Here is a 21310-nt window from a genome sequence, read left to right as displayed (position 1 = left end):
GGAGATGCCGGGGAGATATCGCTTTATTCAAGGGTCATGAATGAAACCGACTGAGCAGGATCTTCAACTGAAGTCGCCGATACAGAAAAACTATAATCGTGCTGTTTTTTATACCTATATAGGTGTCATCATCATGGCGTTGGTTACGGCATGGTTTTTCTTCGAGCGAGAAAAAACGCACCTGATGGAGATGAGAGAGGAGCAAGTTGAACGTCACGTTCTTCAAATCGACCTGCTGCTCGAGTCCAGTATACGCGCGGTAAAAAGCCTCAAGAACGTGGCGGTCGATCATTTGCGGCTGGGCGAACTCGTTCGTACCGACAGATTGCCTCAGTATGAAAAATTCAATGAGAGCGGGCAGTTCTTTACCTTAGAGCCCAGTTATGCCAAAACCGGTGAACCGTTTACCAACATGGGGCGTATCACCGGAGCGGGGTCGCTCAACGGCCGCAGTGACAAGTTTTATCAAGAGCTGGAGATGCTGTTTGAACTGTCACTCTCTTTTCCCGTTGCGACAGAGGCCGCGCCCAAAGCCTCGTCGATCTATTACATCTCTAAGCGCCGTATCATGTCCTATTTTCCCTGGCCATCGGATGAGCAAAGATTCAGGGAAGAGCTACTCAACAAGAACCAGTTTCAGTTAGCTACACCGGCGATGAACCCACAGCGCAGCGTGTTCTGGAGTCCGGCTTATGTCGATCCGACCGATAAAGGGTTATTGACGACAGTTGGTGTGCCCATCTATCTGCAGGATGAGTTTATCGGCTCCATTAATCTGGATATGACGCTGGCATCACTGTCTAAACAGATCAGGCTCTATTTTAAGATGCCCGGTACGGTTATCTTGCTGGATCAGAACAACAATATTCTCTCCCATAACGGTAATGATGCGACAAATATCAGCCGTGTATTTCATATCAGCCAGAAGATCCCGTCCGAGCTTCACTCGATACCGGAATCTGAACTATTCGATGCCCATGAAGGGATAATCCGCAATGGTTACTATATCCACTCGGTGGCATTACAGAATACCCCCTGGCGTTTGCTATACCTGCAAGATGAAGACGAGCTCTTCATGGATTCCTGGGAGAAACTGGAGCTGACCTTTATCTTGGTGGTACTCGCGCTGTCGATCCTGGTCACCATAGTTCACTGGCAAACGCGGCGCTCTTTCGTGAACCCCGCCTCCCGCCTGCTGACTCACCTCGAAGGTTGTTCCCAGGAGCCGAGAAAGCCACCTGAGACCATCACTCCGGGCTGGGAGCCCTGGTTCCTGCTGGTGAGTCGCATTTTCGAAGAAAACCAGCAGTACACGAGGCACCTGGCGGAGCAGAACCGTCGCCTGGATAAGCTGGTGGCGCGTCGTACCGAGAGGCTAAAAGAGACCACCGAGCGGCGTGAACGAGAATACGCACTACTACGTTCGCTGTTCGACTCCATTCCTGAAGCGATTGTGTTTAAGGATAAAGAGGGCAAATACTTAGGCTGCAACAAGTCTGCCGAGCGCATGCTGGGCTACACCGAGAGTGAGATGATAGGGCAGGAGAGCATCAGGCTGACGACCGATGAGCAGTCGGTGCGGATTAAGGCCGAAGATGAGCGAGTGCTGTCTGAACGAACGCCGCTACGTTATCAGGAGAAAGTCGAGCTGGCGGGCAAGCCGGTACTGCTCGATACCCTGAAACTGCCTTTTTATAATCGACGTGGCGAATTGCTGGGCTTGATTGCCGTATGGCGTGATGTGACCCGGGAATATGAGTCGGCCGAGCAGTTAAGGTTGTCTGAAGAGCGTTATCATCTGGCCATGGATGCGGTAGAAGATGGATTATGGGACTGGTACTTAGACTCTGAGCAGATCATCTGTAATCCGGCCTACTACTCTATGTTGGGCTACAAGAGTAATGAGTTCCCCGCGTTGGTTTCAACCTTAGATGAGTTGATTCATCCCGATGACCGTATCCGTGTCGAAGAGTATCGTGACCAGTACCTGGCAGATCCTATCGGTGCCTACGATATCGAGTTCAGAATGCGTGGTAAGAGTGGTCAGTACCACTGGGTGCTCTCACGTGGTCGAGTGGTCGAGTTTACTGTCGATAGCCAACCTAAACGTATGGTGGGAACCCATAAAGACATTACCCGCCATAAGAGTAACGAAGTGGCCATGCTGGAAGCGAAGCAAGATGCCGAGTCCGCTAACCTCTATAAGAGTGAATTCCTGGCTAATATGAGTCATGAAATTCGTACCCCTATGAACGCGATTATCGGTATGCTCCAGCTCGCTCAGCGCACGTCGCTGACGCCACAGCAGGAAGATTATCTGGATAAGGCCGGGTTCTCGGCGCAATCACTGCTGCGAATTATCAATGACATTCTCGACTTCTCTAAAATTGAAGCGGGTAAATTAGAGTTGGAGCGAGTCGGGTTCCCGCTGGACAAGGTATTGGATCATGCACTCGATCTCAATGCCTTAAAAGCGCAGCAAAAAGGTGTTGAACTACTGCTCTATGCGCCGGTGACGGCAGGACTTATTCTGGAAGGGGATCCCCTGCGTCTGGGTCAGGTTCTGATCAACATGCTCTCTAACGCGGTTAAGTTTACCCAGAGTGGTGAGATTGAGCTTGGCTGTGAGGATGTGGGCGAACGCGACCATAGAATCACCCTTAAGTTTTGGGTGCGCGATACCGGTATTGGTATCAGTAAAGAGCAACAGGCCAGCCTGTTTGATGCCTTCGCTCAGGCCGATGGTTCTACCACCAGAAAGTATGGTGGTACGGGGCTGGGTCTATCTATCAGTAAGCATCTGGTGTCTATGATGGGCGGTAAGATGCAGGTTCAGAGTGAGATGGGGGTTGGCAGTACCTTCAGCTTTACCATTAGCTTCGAGATCGCCGAAGAGGCAGAAGTTAAGCCAATGATCGTTCCTGAAAAATTAGGCAATCTTAAGACCTTAGTGGTGGATGATAATCCGACTGCACTGCAGATCTACTCTTCGGTTATGCAAGATTTCCACTTCGAGGTGGACACGGCGGCGAGTGGCTCAGAGGCTATCTACAAGCTAGGCAGATCTTCGGTGGATCTGTTACTGCTTGACTGGATGATGCCGGAGATGGACGGGATCGCTGTGATAGAAGAGCTGGATCGTATGGTTGCCGATGGTCGATTAGATAAGCGTCCTATCGTCATCATGATGACGGCATACGCGGCCGAACCCCTGCAAAAAGATGTTGAGAAGTCGAATATTTTCGCCATGTTGCAAAAGCCATTTAAAGCATCGGCACTATTCGATGAGATCATCTCGGCCTTTGCCGATGAACCAAAACTCAACCCGGTTGCCGAGTTGCCGGAAGAGGAAGTAGACGAGCACGCCGGCAAGGTCTTGTTAGTCGAAGATAACTTTATTAACCAGCAGGTTGCCACTGAGCTACTTAAGAGTGCGGGTTATGAGGTGGATGTGGCCGAAAATGGTCAGATCGCTATCGATATGATCGAAGATAAAGCGTTTGATGCCGTGCTTATGGATATCCAGATGCCGGTAATGGACGGGTTGACGGCAACGAAAGAGCTGCGTAAGCACTACAGTTCGACTGAGTTGCCTATTATCGCCATGACTGCACATGCTATGTCAGGTGACAGAGAGAAGAGTTTGTCGGCCGGAATGAATGCGCACATAACCAAGCCAATCGTGCTTAATGAATTATTTGATACATTAAGTCATTGGATAAATGAGAAAAATTAATTAGCAAACTTGTATCCTGAAAGGCAAATTCTTGCTCGCATCGGGAGATTTATCCGCTGATGGAGATAGTGTTATTTCCATCGGCGGTAGTCATTGAATTATTTGCACTTGAGACTGACTCGCGAGCAGTTTAAGCTCGTTTTATTCATCAACATTTCATCTCTGCAGCCAACAACAAGAACTAAAAGTATTTAAGCTGTAGTCCCCCTTTCAAGGAGAGCAAATGAAGCCCTATAACATCGCCTTGGCAATTGCACTTATGTCTATCCCTGCCGCCAACGTTATTGCCGCGCCGACAAATACCGCCACCATCATTAAAAAGAGCCAGTCAGCCAAAGGTTTTATCAATCTCTTTTACTCTAAAGCCGACGGTGAGTTATATCTGGAGGCTAACAAGCTTAATCAGCCCTTTCTGTTGCTGACCAGCTTACCCCAGGGGGTCGGTTCTAACGATATCGGACTCGATCGCGGCCAGCTGGGTTATACGCGAATGGTGCAGTTCGAGCGCCACGGGCCTTACCTGCTACTTAAGCAACTCAATACTCAATATCGGGCCAGTACAGATAACAGTGCCGAGCAAAGAGCCGTTAAAGAGGCGTTCGCCGAGTCTGTTCTGTGGCGTGGGAAGGTGATTGACGGTAAGAGGGATCTGGTATCGATCAATGAGTTGGTTGTGAGCGATCTCCACGGAATAGCCGAGACTCTGGAGCAGACAAAGCAGGGCAGTTACCAGCTCGACAAGGCGCGGTCGGTTATTTTACCCGAAGGGGTCAAGTCCTTCGAGCGTAACAGCGACGTCGATGTGCTGCTTTCATTTAACAGCAAAAAAGCCGGAGAGTATGTCGCTCAGGTTACCCCAGATGGCAAACATATGTCGGTGCGCCTGCGTTATTCATTTATCGCGCTGCCTGAAGAGGGCTATACCGCCCGTGATTATCATCCCATGAGTGGTTATCTCTCGGATGAGTATCTCGATCATGGCAGTGAGGTTGATGAGGATATTCGTCAGCATCACCTCTTGCGCCATAGGTTGCAGAAGGTGACCCCTGGGGATGCGCCCAGCGAAGTAGTTAAGCCTATCACTTACTACTTGGATCCCGGTGTGCCGGAGCCGATCCGTAGTGCCCTGTTAGAGGGGGCAAGCTGGTGGGAAGAGGCGTTTACACAGGCAGGATTTATCAATGGTTTCAAAGTTGAACTGCTTCCCGAGGATGCCGATCCCCAGGATGTGCGTTACAACGTGATCCAGTGGGTACATAGGGCAACCCGTGGCTGGTCTTACGGCTCGGCAGTGGCCGATCCCAGAACCGGTGAGATCATCAAGGGACATGTCACTCTCGGCAGTCAACGCGTACGTCAGGATCACCTCATCGCTCGTGGCTTAACGGCGGGTTGGGAAGACAGAGCGGCGGCCGATGAAGCGGCTATGTCACTCTCTCTGGCTCGAATACGTCAGCTTGCGGCCCACGAGGTAGGACATACTCTTGGATTCGATCATAACTTCGCCGCCTCGAGTAATGACAATGCGTCTGTGATGGATTACCCCCATCCACAGGCGACCCTGCAGGGAGGTAAAATCGACATTTCGGCTCCCTATGGTACTGGACTTGGTGCCTGGGACACCTTTATCGTCGAGTACGGCTACGGCGAGTTTGCCGATGAAGTTGAAGCGTCGACTCAGCTTTCGGCACTAATGAAAAAGGTGCAACTGGATGGTCTACGTTTTATCGGGGAGGCGGATTCCCGCGCTAAGGGGGCAAGCCATGCCTATGCGAGTCTCTGGGATAACGGTAGCGATCCCGTCGCCGAGCTGATCCGACTCGGTAAGGTGCGGGCACAGGCGATTGAGGATTTTTCAAATCTGGCGCTGTTAGCTAAGCAGCCGATGGGAGAGCTTAGTGACACCTTTGTGCCGGTCTACTTGCTGACTCGTTATCAGATAGCTGCAGCGGCTAAGTTTATCGGTGGTACCGATTACAATTATTATGATGGCATGGACGGTGAGTCCTGGCATTACCTTGCTCCACAGCTGCAGAAAAGTGCGCTGGATGCTTTGGTACAAACTCTGCAACCATCGGCGCTGGCAATCTCTCAACCCTTGCAGGAAGCCTTAGTGCCTAAATCGGGCAACTATAATCGCAGTCGGGAAAGTTTCGATTCCGGCCTGGGAGTCATAAGCGATCCTATGGGGATGGCCGAAGTATTGAGCCGTCATACCGTACAGCAACTTCTGGCATCCGAGCGGTTAAATCGGGTGAATCAGGCCTACCTGAATGACAGGGAGGAGCAGCTTTCGGTTCCCGCTATCGTAGACAAGTTGCTCGGCAGCACCCTGTACGCGGATATTCCCACAGGGAGTAAGCTGGGAGTCTGGATGCGCGTCAATAGCGTCATCATAGATGAGCTGTTATCGGCATACCATGATGAGCGGACTCGCCCGGAAGTTAAGGCACAAGTTGCCGATAGATTGCGTTATACCCTTAAGCAACTTAAACGCAAAGTTAAACGTGCCAGTGCCTATGAGGCGGCACATTTTGCCTGGTTAGCCGATGGGGTGGAGAGGGGACTTAAAGACGCTAAGGTGAAACTCATTCCTAAGCCACTTAAGATGCCACCGGGATCGCCTATCTAGATGATCTGCAAAGTTAACCGGTGAAATAAAAATCCCGACTCGCATCAGCGAGCCGGGAGTGCCGGGAAGCATTTTTTATCAAATTGTCAAGCTATCAATTCATCAAGCTTTCTTGTTAATTAATCAGACCTCATTAACCTCCTCGACGTGGATAGGGAATTCTAAATGCCAATGTGTAAGTCACCGGCAATACGATAAGCGTCAATACCGAGGCAAAGCCTAAGCCAAAGATGATGGTGATCGCCATGGAGCCGAAGAAGGCATCACTCAGCAGCGGTAACATACCCAGCATGGTCGTGATGGCAGCCATCAGCACGGGGCGTACGCGGCTGACCGATGAGTCAATGACAGCAAGATAAGCCTCCTTGCCCTGACTCAACTCCAGATTAATCTGGTCAACCAACACTATGCCATTCTTGATGATCATCCCCGTAAGACTCAACAGGCCGAGCAGGGCCATAAAGCTAAATGGTGCATCGAACAGCAATAGTCCTGATACTACACCTATGAGTGATAGTGGCACGGTAAACCAGATAACCAATGGCTGGCGCACCGAGTTAAACAACAGTACCGTGATTAGAAACATTGCCAGATAACCCATAGGAATTGAGCTGAATACCGAGACCTGAGCCTCGCCGGCGGTTTCAAACTCGCCGCCCCACTCCAACTCATAGCCACTTGGAAGCTCGATGGCTTCAATATCGGCTCTGATTTTTCGAAATACCGAGTCGGCAGTCTCATCGGTGCCATTGATCGGGTCGGCATACACGGCCAGCATACGTTTTCTGTCACGACGCATGATGAGCGGGTTTTCCCATTCGGTGGTGAACTCAGACACGACTTGAGTTGCCGGTACAAATACATTGTTCTCCGAGCTCCAGACCTGCAGCTTCCACAGACTGTCCGCATCTAAACGCTCTTCGGCTGGCGCCCTGGCAATGATTGGCAACAGATGGCTGTTTTCACGATAGACACCCACTTGCTTACCACTGAAGTTAACCAGCAGAGAGTTATCGAGATCTTGCTTGCTGATCCCGGTTTCACGTGCCTGAGCCAGTGCAAGCTGCGGACGAATGAGGGTCACCTGATTGCGCCAGCTATGTCTGACGCCCACGGCTGTCGGCTCAGCATCTAAGATAGCTTCGGCCTGAGTCGCCAGCTGGCGCAGCACTTTTGGATCTTCACCATAGAAGCGTGCCTCTATCTTAGCCGCCGGACTTGGTCCATTTTCCATATATTTGAAGCGATATTCAGCTTCCGGATACTTGAGGCTGAGCTCCCGCTCCAGAGTGCGCATATATTGATTCAAGGTGGTGAGATCTGTCATCTCAATTAACAGCTGACCGTAGGCACTATAGCCTTTCTCCGGAGCATAGGAGAGCACAAACCTTTGTCCCCCTTGACCTATCACGCTGGTCAGATTGACCAAGCCGATATCATGGACCTCTTGCTGCTGCATCAAGTCTTGTTCGATGCGTCCGAGCAGGTGCTCGGTTGCCTTAATATCTGTGCCCTCAGGCATCCACACATCGACAAAGAACATAGGTGTATTCGAGGCGGGGAAGAAGACATTTTTTACATGTCCGAATCCCATTACCGAGGCAATCAGGGCGGCGATAACCATAAGTATGGTGATGGCGCGAAAACGCATCGCCAGGTTTAAGGCACCACGGTATAACTGAAATATCCAGCCCTTGTAAGGGTCGTCATTTTCATCAATGCTGGCTTCACCGTCTTTAAACATCAGGTGACAGAAAAACGGGGTCAGTGTCATGGCGGTGATCCAGCTGATAAACAGAGAGATCAGCAGTACCTGGAACAGGGATACACAGAACTCACCGGTTGCCGTGTTGGACAAGCCAATAGGCGCGAAGGCAAGGATGGCGATAACAGTGGCACCCAGTAGTGGCCACTGAGTCTGTGACACCACCTCTTTGGCTGTTTCCAGTCGGGATTGACCGCGTTTTATGCCGATAAGGATCCCTTCGGTAACCACGATGGCGTTATCTACCAACATACCCAGGGCTATGATCAGCGCGCCCAGCGAGATGATCTGTAGCTCGATATTGAGCACATTCATCACGATAAAGGTGCCTAATATAGTCAGTAGCAGCACCAGCCCCATCAGCAGGCCCGCCCGCACTCCCATAAATATCAGCAGTACGCCGATCACGATGGCAATAGATTCTGCCAGATTGACTAAGAAGCCTGAGACAGTTTGGTCAACCATCTTACTCTGGTCATAGACTGTAACCAGCTCCAGTCCGATAGGGCGTTGATTATCAAGTTCTGCAAGCCTTTGGTTGATAGCTGCACCTACATCGACCACGTTCACGCCGCCGGAAAATGCAATACCAACCGATAGCGCCGCCTCGCCATTACCGTGATAGATATCTTTTGGCGTTTCATCGTTATCTTTATAGATCTTAGCAATATCGCCAAGGTAGATAAGCTTAGTGCTGCCCGGTGCGCTGATAAGCAGACGTTCCATCTGCTTAACCTGATTAAACTCACCGGTTGGATGGATACGGATACGGTTATCGCCGACCCGGATGCTGCCAGCGTTAGACACGACGTTTTGGCTGTTGATCAGGCTATAGATATAGTCTTGGTCAAGACCTAAGGCATTGAGCTTTTGCTGTGATATCTCAACAACAACCTGTTCGGTAATTTTTCCGGCAATATTGACCTTTTTTACGCCATCGACCAGTACCAATTCACGTCTTAGAAAGTCGGCATAGTTTTGCAGTTCACGACTCGTGTAGCCATCACCTGTGACGTTAAGCAAGATACCGTAAACATCACCGAAATCATCGATGACGCTGGGGGTCATTACCCCGGGAGGTAACTCACTTATCTTGTCGTTGACCTTACGGCGGAGCTCATCCCATACCTGTGGTAGCTCTGTCGCATCGTAATGGTCTTCTACCTCTACCTCTATTTGAGACAGGCCGGCACTGTTCACCGAGGTGATATGTTTGACGGCATCGAGCTGTTGAATAGCGTCTTCCAGGGCAAGAGTGACCTCCTCCTCCACCTGTTCGGGGGAGGCTCCGGGGTAAGCGGTGACCACAAGTGCCTGCTTGAGGGTGAACTCGGGGAATTCGAGCTGGCCAAGGCCAAGAAATGAGATACTGCCCCCAACGAGCAGTAGCAGGGCAAACATCCAGCTGACAACTTTATGTTCGATTGAGTATTGAGCGAAATTCACAGGTTAAATCCTTGCAGGCGAAAGCGATTAATTAAATTTTGAGAGGATAGAGGCAATACCGGGAGCTATTACACCCCACGTTGCCAGCGGAGTGGTTTCACGGTTTGTTCGGCCGACAGGTATTGCACGCCAGCGACAACGAATTGATCGCCTAAGGATAATCCTTGTAGAATTTCGACCCCATCTGTTGTCACACGGCCTAAGGTGACGATTTGAGGCATCACCTTGCCGGTATCGTCATGGTAGATCCAGACGATATTCTCACCATCGAGATCGCGCTTCATTACCGCACTTGCAGGAACGACAGTTTTGCTTAGTTCATTGCCTGATGAGAGGTCTAATGTCAGCTCCGCACTCATACCCGGAAGTACGTTAATCTGTGTGGGTCTTGGAAGGGTATACACCACTTCATAGCTCTGAGTGCCAGGAGTGACCTGGGTCGCGTGTTCCTTCAGGCTTACCTTGTAGCTTAAATCGGGCTGGGTACTGAAACGCACCTCAGGCTGAAACTCGGCGTTTGGGTTAAATTTAATGGCGCGGCCCGCCATAGACTCAGGTACCTGAATGACCACATCGATATTACGATCTTTTTGTAACACTAAAACCGGCTGGTTTGCCTGAACCATCTGGAAATTATCCATAGTGATCTTAGCGACGGTGCCATCATAGGGGGCTGTTAATCGGGTGTAGCTTAATTGGTCACGGGCATTGGCAAGGGCCGCTGTGGCAGACTTTAGCTGAGCCTTGGCCAGATCATAATCGGCCTGAGAGATCAGTTCGCGACGCAGAAGCTCGCCCTTACGCTTATAGTCGGCAGTCGCCAGTTCATGATCGGCTTCGCGGTTAAGCAAGGTGTTGCGGGCATCTCTGTCATCCAGACGCGCTAAGGTTGTGCCTTTCTTGACTTGCTGGCCCTCTACCAGAGTGAAGTCAATCAGTTGACCAGATACTCTGAAGGCAAGATCGGCCTGTTTAGTGGCGGCTATTTTTGCCGGAAAATCCCGGATAGAAGCGGCATTAACATCTGTGACTTCCAACAACTTCACCGGTCTTATCGGTTGCGGGGCAACCTCGGTAGACTCTGCGCTGCAGCCGGCAAGTATTGCTGTGGTCATTAGAGTGATGAGTGTTTTTTGTAGATGCTTCATAAAGCGAGTTCCATATTTGCGACAGAGTGTATCAATTGCCGCTAAGATAGCAGTATCTAATATTGAAGAAAATGGGAATGTATGGAATCATCAGTTCCATAAATTGAAACTATCTATTCTTGATTGTAAAACCTAACCATGTGCATGATCGTTCCGGGTTATCAATTTGGACTATCTGATCGGGATAGTGGTTATGCCTGCAGCCAATGAGTGACTGAATGTGTGACAGTGACATTGAGTGTGAATATGAATGTGAGAGTGAGTTATGAAAACTGAAGATATTTCCCTGTTTCACCGCATCGTAGAAACAGGCAGCCTGGTGGACGCGGCAGATCTGCTGAATCTTCCCAAGTCGACCGTGAGTCGTCGCCTGCAAACGCTAGAGGATGATCTGAAGGTGAAGTTATTTCATCGTCAGAGTCGCTCCATGACGCTAACGGCTTCGGGAAGTCACTTCTACGATAAGACCCAGTCAATTCTCGGTGATCTTGAACAGACCATGGTGGAACTCACCGATACAGAGGCCGAGATTGGAGGTCACCTGCGTATCCTCATTTTCCCGGTACCTCAGTTACAGGATATCGTTACTGGTATCTTTGAGTTTATGGATCACAACCCGGATCTAACCGTCGAGCTGATTGTCAGTACCGAGCCTCAGGATATGATCCGTAACAAAATCGATCTGGCCTTTATGGTTGAGGACGCATTTAACGAAAATGAGATGGTGGCAAGGGAGATGCTCAGTGAAGTGCTGCATTTTGTCGCCAGCCCTGAGTATCTGGCAAAGGCTGGCACGCCAGTCCTTCCGGAAGAACTTTCGAACCACAACTCAATCCTGTTTCGCTACCCTAATGGTCGGATCTTCAATGAAGTTCCGTTCGGTAATGATAGGACCATAGCGGTGAAAGGCAATTTGTGCCTCAATAGCATTGAGCTTTGTTTACAAGCGACCTTAAGTGGCCGCGGGATCGCCTTCCTGCCCATAGAGGCGACTCATGAGTATGTTGAGCGGGGTGAGCTGACTATGCTGTTTGAGGATGTAGAGCCCTATATCGGCAAGTGCTACCTGGTGTATCCCTCCAGACGTTTTATCAGCTTAGCGAGTCAGCGATTTATCGACCATATGATGGCCGCGCTTGAGCGTTGTAACTCAGGCAGAGGCTGCGGCAGAGAAGAGAGATTGCGGGGGGCAATCAAGTCTTGGCATGGATAAATATATGTTTATAACTCAAGGTTACTCCAGGCGCTTACTTCTGCATAAATAACACGACTATGTCATGCACAGGTTTGAGCCACTTACTTCAGCATAAATAACACGATTATGTCATGCACAGGTTTGAGCCACTTACTTCAGCATAAATAACACGATTATGTCATGCACAGGTTTGAGCCACTTACTTCTGCATAAATAACACTATTATGTCATGCACAGGTTTGAGCCACTTACTTCTGCATAAATAACACGACTATGTCATGCACAGGTTTGAGCCACTTACTTCTGCATAAATAACACGACTATGTCATGCACAGGTTTGAGCCACTTACTTCAGCATAAATAACACGATTATGTCATGCACAGGTTTGAGCCACTTACTTCAGCATAAATAACACGATTATGTCATGAACAGGTTTGAGCCACTTACTTCTGCATAAATACGACAACAACGGCATGAACTGGTTTTAAACTGGCGTTGCCGTACTGGTGGGGAAGGTGACCCTTAAAATAGGTGAGATTTCCCGCCTCAATCTCGAACATCTCTCCCTGAACCTCTAAAGTGGCAGTGCCCTCCAGACAGAGAAATAGTTCATGGCTGCCTTCGGGATGGGGCACACCTTTGGTGTTGCAGCCGGGCATCATGATCACATCATTGATCTGCAGGTTTTGGGTGCTGATGGGGCTGGTGCGGGTACTGATAAACTTGCCGTCGTGTTGATGAGATACCGGCATATCCTTTCTTTCGACCTTAGTGACATGCACAGATTGTCTGCGGGTGATCAGGTCGTCGACCGTGACTCCAAGTGCCTGAGCGACCTTCATCACGACGCTGATACTGGGATTGCTGTTAGCCCCCTCCATATTGGCAAGAGTCGCTCGGGGGATCCCGGCCATCTCGGCCAGCTCTATTTGAGTCAGCTTATGCTGGGCACGCAGGCGCTTGATACCTTCGTTGATGGGGTTGGCCATGGTGATTCCTTGTGTTCAGATTTTAAGTTTTAAGTTTTAAGTTTTAAGTTTTAAGCTCGCTCCTCATGGCTTATAGCTAAGATATCAACATCATCTCGAACGGAATTCTAATATTAAAACATATTTCTGATAATTTAGCATTTTACCCCCGGCAGGGCTTGTATCTCTCCATCTGGCGATGATATTTTAGCGCCAGAATTCATATATCATCATTTTTCCGGAGTTATAAAATGAACGTAGATCAGCATTTGAAAGTAGCACAGTGGCACATCGAACAGGCTCGTCTTCACGCAACAAGTGAGCACGCTTGTGGTTGCCCTGCTAACGATCACGATCAAAAAGCGATCGATGCCGTTGAAGCGAACCTAATTCTTGAAGAGAAGACTTGCGATCTGTAAGTTGATTCTCTCTGCCGAAGTCTATTCGGCAAGTTGAAATTTATAAACGCCTTACTCGTGGAGTAAGGCGTTTTTTTATGTCTGAAGAACTATTTAGTGAGTGATGCACTTGGATATTAATCAGGGAGATAAAAATCGTCACTGCTGCAACTAATCACGCTATTGCGGGTCTAGAGATATGTCGATAAATATTATGTAGCTAAATTTAATTGAAAGGCCTGAGTGTTCGCTTGTGATTCAACGTATCGTGCAAGTACTGCTATTGATAACCTTAGTTGGGCAGAATTTTATCTCTCCGGCTTTGGCTATGCATGACCTGTTACATACAATTGATACTACCGGGGAGAAGGTGATACTTAGCTCTTCAGATACCTTAGACAATTCAACGTCCTTAACTTCAGGTTCTCTTCAACCAAGCTCCATCTATCTCAGCTCCGCTATTTCAAGCGGATCAAATCAAAGCACTTCTGATTCAAGCGGTTCTAATCAAAGCTTGGCTGACTTTAGTGGGTTTAAATGTGCAGAGGCATGTACCATGTTGGCGAGCGGTCACTGTGTTAGCCACTGTGTGTCTTTAACCGGTATATTTATCGAGCCTTCATTAACAAAGTACCGACCCGGCAGGAGCCCGCAAAATAGTGTGGCGCTCTGGTCTGCCCAAACGACAGACTCCTCACCTGTTTATCGTCCTCCAATAGCTTAACTCCAACCTGATTCTGAGGTTAGCTGCTGTTTTTATTAGCTAAAAAGTGAGCAGTTTCCTCTACGTCTATACCTGATTATCATACAGGTATGTATCAATTTGCATAATATTTGATTCATTTGTTCACTGATGATGTAATTTAATTTAAGCTGTATGTTAATCATTTGTGGTCAAAAAGATTGGAGTTCTATATGAAGATGTTAACCAGCGTGACCTTATCTGCCCTACTCGTGTTTGCTTCCGCGTCTGCTTTCGCCGAGAAGCCCGACTTCTCGAAGACGAATGCGGCCAAGGCAAGTTATGATTTCTCTCAAAATAAGCCTGCGACAGGCAATCAATTGCAACGCGGATCGTCGCAACATGACTTCTCTAAAACTTTGGCTGCGACAAGCCAATATGATTTTTCTAAAAACCGGTCCGCTGTTGAGACTAAACCTAAGCCATCGACACAGCACGACTTCTCTAAAACTGCAGCATTCTGAAAGGAAGGCTAACTGCTAATGGTTAGTCGCTAATAGTTAATAGATAGTCTTGATGTAACCAGAGAGCGATGAGCCTACAAAGATGAAGCAGTCAGAGATCATGAATTTCTGACTGCTTTTTTATCCATGCCACGACCCACCCGATAGGAGTCTACTACTCCTATGAACCAGGCGATGAAAAACACACAAGTGGCTATGTTTATCATACTCGCCTGCGAAGGGGCGGGCGCTTGCGTTATCAGCGGATAGATGACGTTAAGATCCAGTGGGAGTTCACCGCTCAATATCTTATCCGATATCTGATGCGCCCTCTCTACGGCCTGATTGAGCAGATATAGCAATCCACCAAGCATAGCGACTGAGATCAGTGTGCCAGTAGTGTATTGCTTCAGGTAAAAGTGACCGCCGCCGGGGCAGACAAAGGCCGAGATAAGGGCGGCCTTAATAGCTTTGTTCATGTTTATTCTCTTAGCTTTAGACGTAAAAATCTTAACTTTTGACGTGATATCTAAAGGTAAATCATTCCAGATCGATGCGGCGAATAGCCTTTGTTAAAAATGAGACTCTTTCAATCAGTGCTGTCTTGGCACTATCGTCTTTGGTTTTATGGTCATTGGTTTTATGGCCCTTGGTTTTATGGTCCTTGGTGGCGTCGAGCTGACTCTGCACCCCCGATAGCTCCTGAACTAACCAGCCTCGAATCATCACATAATATCGCGAATCGGTGCCGTATCGGGTAATGATTTGTAGCGAATCCGGCGCATCTGGTGAGGCGATAGCCCGGGACAGTGCCTTAACCATGACGCCAATCTTATACTCTTCACTTAAGAGCTCTTCGCTTAAGAGCTCTTCGCTTAAGAGCTCTTCGCTTAAGAGCTCTTCGCTTAAGAGCTCTTCGCTTAAGAGCTCAGCCTCTTTTGAGACCGTCTTAGGTGTTGAGAAGACAGGTTCTTGCGCCGACAGATAGGAGGTAATTGATATGCCGGCAAACGCCTGTAACGGCAGCAAGCAGGCGAAGGACAATATAAAAGCGGCGGCAGTTTTGGCTGAGGCTCTCATCATTCGTCGGGTCCTCTATAGTGGGGGGGGATAATTACATACAGAGAAATAATGTAACTCAGCCATCGTGCCGCTGACAAGCATCATAGCAAGAAGATAGTGGCCACTAACATAGCGTGAATGTGGCCACTGAAAGGTCAAAGAGAGTAAAACAGTTAAGTGATGAACACATAAACCTGTAGGTACTAAATTGATGAGCTGGCGATAGATGACTAGTTATTCTTCGCGCCTTCGTCGATCCAGCGCTTGATTGCCGCTATCTGCTCTGTACTCAGTGGTTTCCCCTCTCCCTGAGGGAATTTATCATCATGGTGAGGGGGCATCTGAATCTTAGTGTCCACCTTATGGTCTATTACCAGATAAAGTGTGCTGGAGGCGGCGCTTCCCGGTACGACGATCTCTCCCAGCTTTGTGCCCTGCATGACCTGTCCATAGCTGGTAAGATTCAACTCGGTCAGCTGTATGCCCTCACCGGAACCTGAGTGGCAGCTGACACATGAGGCCTGAAGTATCGGCATGACGTCACTCTCAAAGCTGACGGGGCGTTCGCAACCGGTTAGCAGCGCCGGCAGGATAAGTGCGGATAGGATACAGCCTTTCTTAATGGACATTTTCGCCTCCTGTACTCATACCAAATCAGTTACAATCACTACAGCACTGTGATGAACTCTATCTATCAGTATAGTTGGCGATATCTGGATTATCTTTCCGGTTTAACAATTGTCCCTAATATACAGCTGGAATGAGAAACTCAGTGGCAAGAGAAGGTTACGGAGAAGGTTCGAGATCCCGAGGGATTAGGAGCTAGCCACTCCTCGTTTCTCGATTCCTGGCTTCCTCGCCCCTCAAGGCTAATCCGGCGTGACGATAAGGCCTAAGGGGCTTAGCAGTTGTTCCTGCTGCCATTGGTTTATCATGACTCCCTCAAGTTTGACATTACGGGGATCCAGCCCCTCCAGCTCTACCCTACATAGGTTACAGCCCTCAAGTTCGAAGGTGCCCCATTGGGATGACGAGAACTCGCCGCCACTGAGATCTGAGCCCTTCATCGATGCTCCGATAAGGGTGGCGCCATGCCAGCGATTGTCCATCAGCTCACACTTTTCCAGTAAGGCACTCTCCAGGTTGGCATAGGCCAGATTACAGGCGGTGATAAACGCAGAGCAGAAGAAGGTCTTATGGGTTATGTGATTGGCAAAGCTGGCCCGAGCGAAGTCGGCGCCTTGCAGATTGCACTCTCTAAGCTCGATGCCGAAGCATTTGGCGCCGGTGAAAATTGCCATGCTCAGGTTGCAGTGTTTGAAGCTGGCATTGGTTAAGGTGGCGTAGTTGAAACGGCAAGCCTGGGTTTCGCCCTGCTCGATAAACTTACAGTTGATGAAGCTGGCATCACTGAGATCGGCGCGGCTGAAGTCACAGCGGTAAAACTCGCAACGTTCGAATATGGCATCCTGCAGATCGTCTTCACTGAAATTGCTGTCGATGAAAGTTTGGTTTGTAGCCTGCATGATCTTCCTTATTCGTTAAAAGCTGCTGAAGGCTCTCTATTTTACCCTTTACAATTCGCTGAGGGCTCTCTATTAATGCCGCTGAGGGCTCTTTGTTTCCAAAAGTCGCTGAGGGCTCTGCGCTGAAAGCTCTCTATAAAAGCCGCTGATGGCTCTTTGCTTCTTATTTCTACAAGTTGCTGAAGGCTCGTGCTGAGGGCACGAATCGTTAGTGCTTACTTCGGTTGGGGGCTCTACTCAGAGTGCTGAGGGCTCTTTTCGGGTTCAGATACCTTAGTAGCCAGAATATAGCAGGCGATACCCATGACGGTGTTCGTTATCGGCAATGCCAATAGCAGGCCTTTTACCCCACCTAAATAGGAGCCCAATGCGGCTAACGGCAACATGATCAAAAATAGCCGACACACATTGAGTACCAGCGAGCACATGGGCCTGTGATAGGCGTTGAGTGAGGTCGCCATCAGAATCACGATACCGAGCGGACCGTAGGCGGCCGGCAGCATTAAGATATAGAAGGTTAACCACTCGATGACTTGAGGGTCACTACTGAAAATATGTGCGATAGGCTCGGCAAAAAACCATAAGGGCAGATACAGCAAGGTTTGAAATACCAGCACAAAGCGTAGCGATAACAGCAGCGCCTGACGTGCGCGCTCGGTCTGTCCGGCTCCAAGATTCTGTGCGATAAAGGGCACCAGGCTGGAGGAGAGTGCCATCACGACGATCAAGAGTACCGACTCGAGTCTTGTACCTGCACCGAAGGCGGCAACCGCACCATGATCGATACGCGCCAACATGGCCATGATCATGGCATTAGCCAGTGGATTTAACAGGTTCATCAAGGCGGCAGGCTGAGCGATATGAGCCAACTGCTTCCAGTTACATCTGAGTCTGCTCAGATTAAGCGCTGCGAACTCCACCAGATGGCGCTTGAATATCAAGAGGTAACTCGACAGCGACAGGGCCACGACCCAGGAGATCACGCTGGCAATGGCTGCGCCTTGGATCTCTAAGCGTGGGAAAGGTCCTATTCCGAAAATCAATAAGGGATCTAATATCAGGTTTATCAGAGCCGCCAGCATCATTATCTGTGCCGGAGAGTGGGTATCGCCGGTGGCACGCAGCCCCTGATTCCCTACCATGAGCAGCACTAAGATAGGGGCCCCAAAATACCAGATAAACATGTAATCATAGATCAAAGGCAAGCTGGATTGATTGGCACCGAGCAGAGTAAACAGCGGGCCGATGCACAGACTACCCAGCAGGGAGATAAATGCGGTTAAAAAGAAGGTCAGCAGCAGCGAGTCATGTAAAAACACCTTAGCTTTCGGTGCCTGTCCGCTGCCGATAAGCCGGCCCAGATTAGTCGATACTCCGGCACCTATACCTATGGCTATGCTGGATATCACTAAGGTTACCGGGAAAGTAAAACTGATCGCAGCCAGAGACTCTGTGCCTAGCTGGCTGATAAAAAAAGTGTCGACGAGGCTGAACCCCAGAACGGTTAAGATACCGATCAGGTTTGGGAGGCTCATATTTAGCAGTACACGACCAATTGGCTGTGTAAGCAGCCCGTGTCTGTCTTTCATGGGGAAGTCTTGCCTAGTCTACAGAAGGAGGGCAATTCTATCAGGATTGAGTCTGCTTTTATAAACCGGAGTTAAAAAAAATGACATTTTTTTTGTAAAGGCCTTGGATCTGGGCGCTTTGACCCCCATATATCGAACATCAAGCGACAATAATTTATGCGTAAATTATTGTCGAACTTAATAAAAATGCCAACCTTTGTTGGGCTAAAAAATCATTAGGAGCATCCATAGATGAATATTCGTCCATTACATGACCGCGTCATAGTTAAGCGTTCTGAAGTTGAATCAAAGTCAGCTGGTGGCATCGTACTTACAGGTAGTGCAGCCGAGCAGTCATCACGCGGTGAAGTTCTTGCAGTAGGCAATGGCCGAATTCTTGAAAATGGTTCTGTACAGCCACTAGACGTAAAAGTGGGTGACATCGTTATCTTCAACGAAGGTTACGGCGTGAAGAAAGAAAAAATTGATGGTGAAGAAGTTCTGATCCTTTCAGAATCTGATCTAATGGCTGTAGTGAGCTAAATCACTTCGTTTAGACATTTTTCCAATGCTGATGCGTTGCTCGAGCTTAGATGACGATAACGCATAGGTAATTTAAAAAGAATTTAAAGGACAATAAAAGATGGCAGCTAAAGAAGTATTATTTGGTAACGATGCACGCGTAAAAATGCTTGCAGGCGTTAACGTACTGGCAAACGCAGTTCGAGTAACCTTAGGCCCTAAGGGTCGTAACGTCGTTCTGGACAAGAGCTTCGGTGCTCCACTAATCACTAAAGATGGTGTGTCAGTGGCCAAAGAGATCGAACTTGAAGACAAGTTCGAAAACATGGGCGCACAGATGGTTAAAGAAGTTGCTTCTAAAGCCAACGATGCTGCCGGTGACGGTACCACTACCGCTACCGTTCTTGCTCAGTCTATCGTTACTGAAGGCCTTAAAGCCGTTGCCGCTGGCATGAACCCAATGGATCTTAAGCGCGGTATCGACAAGGCGGTTGTTGCTGCTGTTGCCGAGCTAAAGACACTTTCTCAAGAGTGTGCAGACACTAACGCTATCGCTCAGGTTGGTACTATCTCGGCTAACTCTGACGAGACTATCGGTGAAATCATCGCAACAGCGATGGAAAAAGTCGGTAAAGAGGGTGTGATCACAGTTGAAGAAGGTCAGGCTCTTGAAAACGAGTTGGACGTCGTTGAAGGTATGCAGTTCGACCGCGGTTACCTATCTCCATACTTCATCAACAAGCCAGAGACTGGCAGTGTTGAGCTGGAAAGCCCGTTCATCCTGCTTGTTGACAAGAAAGTGTCTAACATCCGTGAACTACTACCTATCCTTGAAGGTCTGGCTAAAACAGGTAAGCCATTGCTTATCGTTGCCGAAGACGTTGAAGGTGAAGCATTAGCGACACTGGTTGTGAACAACATGCGTGGTATCGTTAAAGTTGCAGCCGTTAAGGCGCCAGGTTTCGGTGACCGTCGCAAGGCTATGCTACAAGATATCGCAATCCTGACTGGTGGTACTGTTATCGCCGAAGAGATTGGTCTAGAGCTTGAGAAAGCGACCCTGGAAGATCTGGGTACGGCTAAGCGCGTTATCATCACTAAAGATGACACCACTATCATCGACGGTACCGGTGAGCAGGAGCAGATCTCAGCACGTGTTGCACAGATCAAGATCCAGGCTGAAGAGTCAACGTCAGACTACGACAAAGAGAAGCTTCAAGAGCGTATGGCTAAACTTGCTGGTGGCGTAGCCGTTATCAAGGTCGGTGCTGCGACTGAAGTTGAAATGAAAGAGAAGAAGGCTCGCGTAGAAGATGCACTACACGCGACTCGCGCCGCTGTTGAAGAGGGTGTGGTTGCCGGTGGTGGTGTTGCTCTGGTACGTGTTGCCAGCAAGATTGGTGACGTTTCCGTTATCAACGAAGACCAGAAGCACGGTGTGGTTATCGCACTACGCGCTATGGAAGCACCACTTCGTCAAATCGCGACTAACGCGGGTGAAGAGGGTTCAGTTGTTGCTAACAACGTGAAGAACGGCTCTGGTAACTACGGTTACAACGCGGGTAACGACACTTACGGTGACATGTTGGAGATGGGGATCCTTGATCCAACTAAAGTAACCCGTAGCGCGCTACAGTTCGCAGCGTCTATCGCAGGTCTTATGATCACTACCGAAGCTATGGTTGGTGAAGTTCCACAAGAAGCGGCTGGTGCACCTGATATGGGTGGCATGGGCGGAATGGGTGGTATGGGCGGTATGGGCGGCATGATGTAATCTAACTGGTTAAAATCGTTTATAGCGGCGTTACCTTGCCACTCGTTTAAGAAAGCTAAACGTCGTGGCAAGAAGCCTTGCTCTAAAGCGATTTTTCCTGCGTTAGATGGTTATGTTGGTCTGTAGCTCAAAAGCTTAGAACCGAACTTCTTGAAAAAGAATAGTAAAGCCCCGATATCTAACGATATCGGGGCTTTTTCTTTGCCGTCATCCCGGCGATGCTCTTAGCCGGAATCTAGCTTTTAGTTAAATTTACTCTGACCCTGTGGGATCCCCACGAATTTAATAGCATGCTTGTGGATCCCTGACTAAATCCAGTAGTGACTGTATCGCAGCTTGCCAATGCGCCTTTACTAACCTCAACTTCTTATCCTTGTATGCTCT

General features: G+C 49.0%; 15 protein-coding genes. 7 read left to right on the top strand and 8 right to left on the bottom strand.

What is annotated here, in order from left to right:
* The first annotated feature begins 40 nt into the window (after positions 1-40).
* Both EKG39_RS13965 and EKG39_RS13960 read left to right on the top strand, forming a co-directional pair.
* The gene (locus EKG39_RS13965; RefSeq protein ID WP_126506366.1) at positions 41-3736 is read left to right on the top strand and encodes a response regulator; all 3696 of its coding nucleotides are present in this window, start codon (positions 41-43) and stop codon (positions 3734-3736) included.
* A 223-nt stretch (positions 3737-3959) separates the two neighbouring features.
* The gene (locus EKG39_RS13960; protein WP_126506365.1) at positions 3960-6368 is read left to right on the top strand and encodes a zinc-dependent metalloprotease; all 2409 of its coding nucleotides are present in this window, start codon (positions 3960-3962) and stop codon (positions 6366-6368) included.
* A 133-nt stretch (positions 6369-6501) separates the two neighbouring features.
* Here EKG39_RS13960 and EKG39_RS13955 read toward each other — a convergent pair whose 3' ends face one another.
* The gene (locus EKG39_RS13955) at positions 6502-9579 is read right to left on the bottom strand and encodes an efflux RND transporter permease subunit (protein WP_126506364.1); all 3078 of its coding nucleotides are present in this window, start codon (positions 9577-9579) and stop codon (positions 6502-6504) included.
* Positions 9580-9647: 68 nt separating this feature from the next.
* The gene (locus EKG39_RS13950; protein WP_126506363.1) at positions 9648-10727 is read right to left on the bottom strand and encodes an efflux RND transporter periplasmic adaptor subunit; all 1080 of its coding nucleotides are present in this window, start codon (positions 10725-10727) and stop codon (positions 9648-9650) included.
* Between the two features lie 265 nt (positions 10728-10992).
* Here EKG39_RS13950 and EKG39_RS13945 point away from each other — a divergent pair, with 265 nt between their 5' ends.
* Positions 10993-11940 carry a LysR family transcriptional regulator gene (locus tag EKG39_RS13945; protein WP_012140980.1) on the top strand — a complete coding sequence of 316 codons (948 nt, stop codon included), beginning with the start codon at positions 10993-10995 and terminating at the stop codon, positions 11938-11940.
* A 426-nt stretch (positions 11941-12366) separates the two neighbouring features.
* Here the strand turns inward: EKG39_RS13945 and EKG39_RS13940 are convergent, their stop codons facing one another.
* Positions 12367-12912 carry a helix-turn-helix domain-containing protein gene (locus EKG39_RS13940; protein ID WP_012140981.1) on the bottom strand — a complete coding sequence of 182 codons (546 nt, stop codon included), beginning with the start codon at positions 12910-12912 and terminating at the stop codon, positions 12367-12369.
* A 230-nt stretch (positions 12913-13142) separates the two neighbouring features.
* On the opposite strand from EKG39_RS13940, the gene EKG39_RS23415 reads away from it, so the two are divergent.
* Together EKG39_RS23415 and EKG39_RS13935 are read left to right on the top strand one after the other, a co-directional pair.
* Positions 13143-13310, top strand: coding sequence for a hypothetical protein (locus tag EKG39_RS23415; protein WP_185817609.1), 168 nt, complete (start codon positions 13143-13145; stop codon positions 13308-13310).
* Positions 13311-14204: 894 nt separating this feature from the next.
* Entirely contained in the window at positions 14205-14495 is a 291-nt protein-coding gene (locus EKG39_RS13935; RefSeq protein ID WP_126506362.1) for a hypothetical protein, read from the top strand.
* A 98-nt stretch (positions 14496-14593) separates the two neighbouring features.
* Here the strand turns inward: EKG39_RS13935 and EKG39_RS13930 are convergent, their stop codons facing one another.
* The 5 genes from EKG39_RS13930 to EKG39_RS13910 form a co-directional block, all read right to left on the bottom strand.
* Positions 14594-14953, bottom strand: coding sequence for a hypothetical protein (locus tag EKG39_RS13930; RefSeq protein ID WP_126506361.1), 360 nt, complete (start codon positions 14951-14953; stop codon positions 14594-14596).
* Between the two features lie 61 nt (positions 14954-15014).
* Positions 15015-15557, bottom strand: coding sequence for a hypothetical protein (locus EKG39_RS13925; RefSeq protein ID WP_185817608.1), 543 nt, complete (start codon positions 15555-15557; stop codon positions 15015-15017).
* Positions 15558-15766: 209 nt separating this feature from the next.
* On the bottom strand, positions 15767-16165 hold the full coding sequence (locus EKG39_RS13920) for a c-type cytochrome domain-containing protein (protein WP_126506360.1): 399 nt from the start codon (positions 16163-16165) through the stop codon (positions 15767-15769).
* 240 nt (positions 16166-16405) lie between these two features.
* On the bottom strand, positions 16406-17062 hold the full coding sequence (locus EKG39_RS13915) for a Qnr family pentapeptide repeat protein (RefSeq protein WP_126506359.1): 657 nt from the start codon (positions 17060-17062) through the stop codon (positions 16406-16408).
* A gap of 233 nt (positions 17063-17295) precedes the next feature.
* Positions 17296-18651 carry an MATE family efflux transporter gene (locus EKG39_RS13910; protein ID WP_126506358.1) on the bottom strand — a complete coding sequence of 452 codons (1356 nt, stop codon included), beginning with the start codon at positions 18649-18651 and terminating at the stop codon, positions 17296-17298.
* Between the two features lie 231 nt (positions 18652-18882).
* On the opposite strand from EKG39_RS13910, the gene EKG39_RS13905 reads away from it, so the two are divergent.
* Positions 18883-19173, top strand: coding sequence for a co-chaperone GroES (locus EKG39_RS13905; protein ID WP_012140990.1), 291 nt, complete (start codon positions 18883-18885; stop codon positions 19171-19173).
* A gap of 100 nt (positions 19174-19273) precedes the next feature.
* Positions 19274-20926, top strand: coding sequence for a chaperonin GroEL (groL, locus tag EKG39_RS13900; RefSeq protein ID WP_126506357.1), 1653 nt, complete (start codon positions 19274-19276; stop codon positions 20924-20926).
* Positions 20927-21310 lie beyond the last annotated feature (384 nt).

The sequence above is a fragment of the Shewanella atlantica genome, assembly GCF_003966265.1.
Classification (GTDB): Bacteria; Pseudomonadota; Gammaproteobacteria; order Enterobacterales; family Shewanellaceae; genus Shewanella; species Shewanella atlantica.
Note: the sequence above shows the minus strand (reverse complement) of the source record. Positions and strands in the feature narration are given on the sequence as shown.

Bases quoted from the DNA above. Each gene is read 5' to 3' on its own strand.
- EKG39_RS13965 (WP_126506366.1), top strand. From the start codon at position 41: ATGAAACCGACTGAGCAGGATCTTCAACTGAAGTCGCCGATACAGAAA.
- EKG39_RS13960 (WP_126506365.1), top strand. From the start codon at position 3,960: ATGAAGCCCTATAACATCGCCTTGGCAATTGCACTTATGTCTATCCCT.
- EKG39_RS13950 (WP_126506363.1), bottom strand. From the start codon at position 10,727: ATGAAGCATCTACAAAAAACACTCATCACTCTAATGACCACAGCAATA.
- EKG39_RS13945 (WP_012140980.1), top strand. From the start codon at position 10,993: ATGAAAACTGAAGATATTTCCCTGTTTCACCGCATCGTAGAAACAGGC.
- EKG39_RS13940 (WP_012140981.1), bottom strand. From the start codon at position 12,912: ATGGCCAACCCCATCAACGAAGGTATCAAGCGCCTGCGTGCCCAGCAT.
- EKG39_RS23415 (WP_185817609.1), top strand. From the start codon at position 13,143: ATGAACGTAGATCAGCATTTGAAAGTAGCACAGTGGCACATCGAACAG.
- EKG39_RS13935 (WP_126506362.1), top strand. From the start codon at position 14,205: ATGAAGATGTTAACCAGCGTGACCTTATCTGCCCTACTCGTGTTTGCT.
- EKG39_RS13930 (WP_126506361.1), bottom strand. From the start codon at position 14,953: ATGAACAAAGCTATTAAGGCCGCCCTTATCTCGGCCTTTGTCTGCCCC.
- EKG39_RS13925 (WP_185817608.1), bottom strand. From the start codon at position 15,557: ATGATGAGAGCCTCAGCCAAAACTGCCGCCGCTTTTATATTGTCCTTC.
- EKG39_RS13920 (WP_126506360.1), bottom strand. From the start codon at position 16,165: ATGTCCATTAAGAAAGGCTGTATCCTATCCGCACTTATCCTGCCGGCG.
- EKG39_RS13915 (WP_126506359.1), bottom strand. From the start codon at position 17,062: ATGCAGGCTACAAACCAAACTTTCATCGACAGCAATTTCAGTGAAGAC.
- EKG39_RS13910 (WP_126506358.1), bottom strand. From the start codon at position 18,651: ATGAAAGACAGACACGGGCTGCTTACACAGCCAATTGGTCGTGTACTG.
- EKG39_RS13905 (WP_012140990.1), top strand. From the start codon at position 18,883: ATGAATATTCGTCCATTACATGACCGCGTCATAGTTAAGCGTTCTGAA.
- groL (WP_126506357.1), top strand. From the start codon at position 19,274: ATGGCAGCTAAAGAAGTATTATTTGGTAACGATGCACGCGTAAAAATG.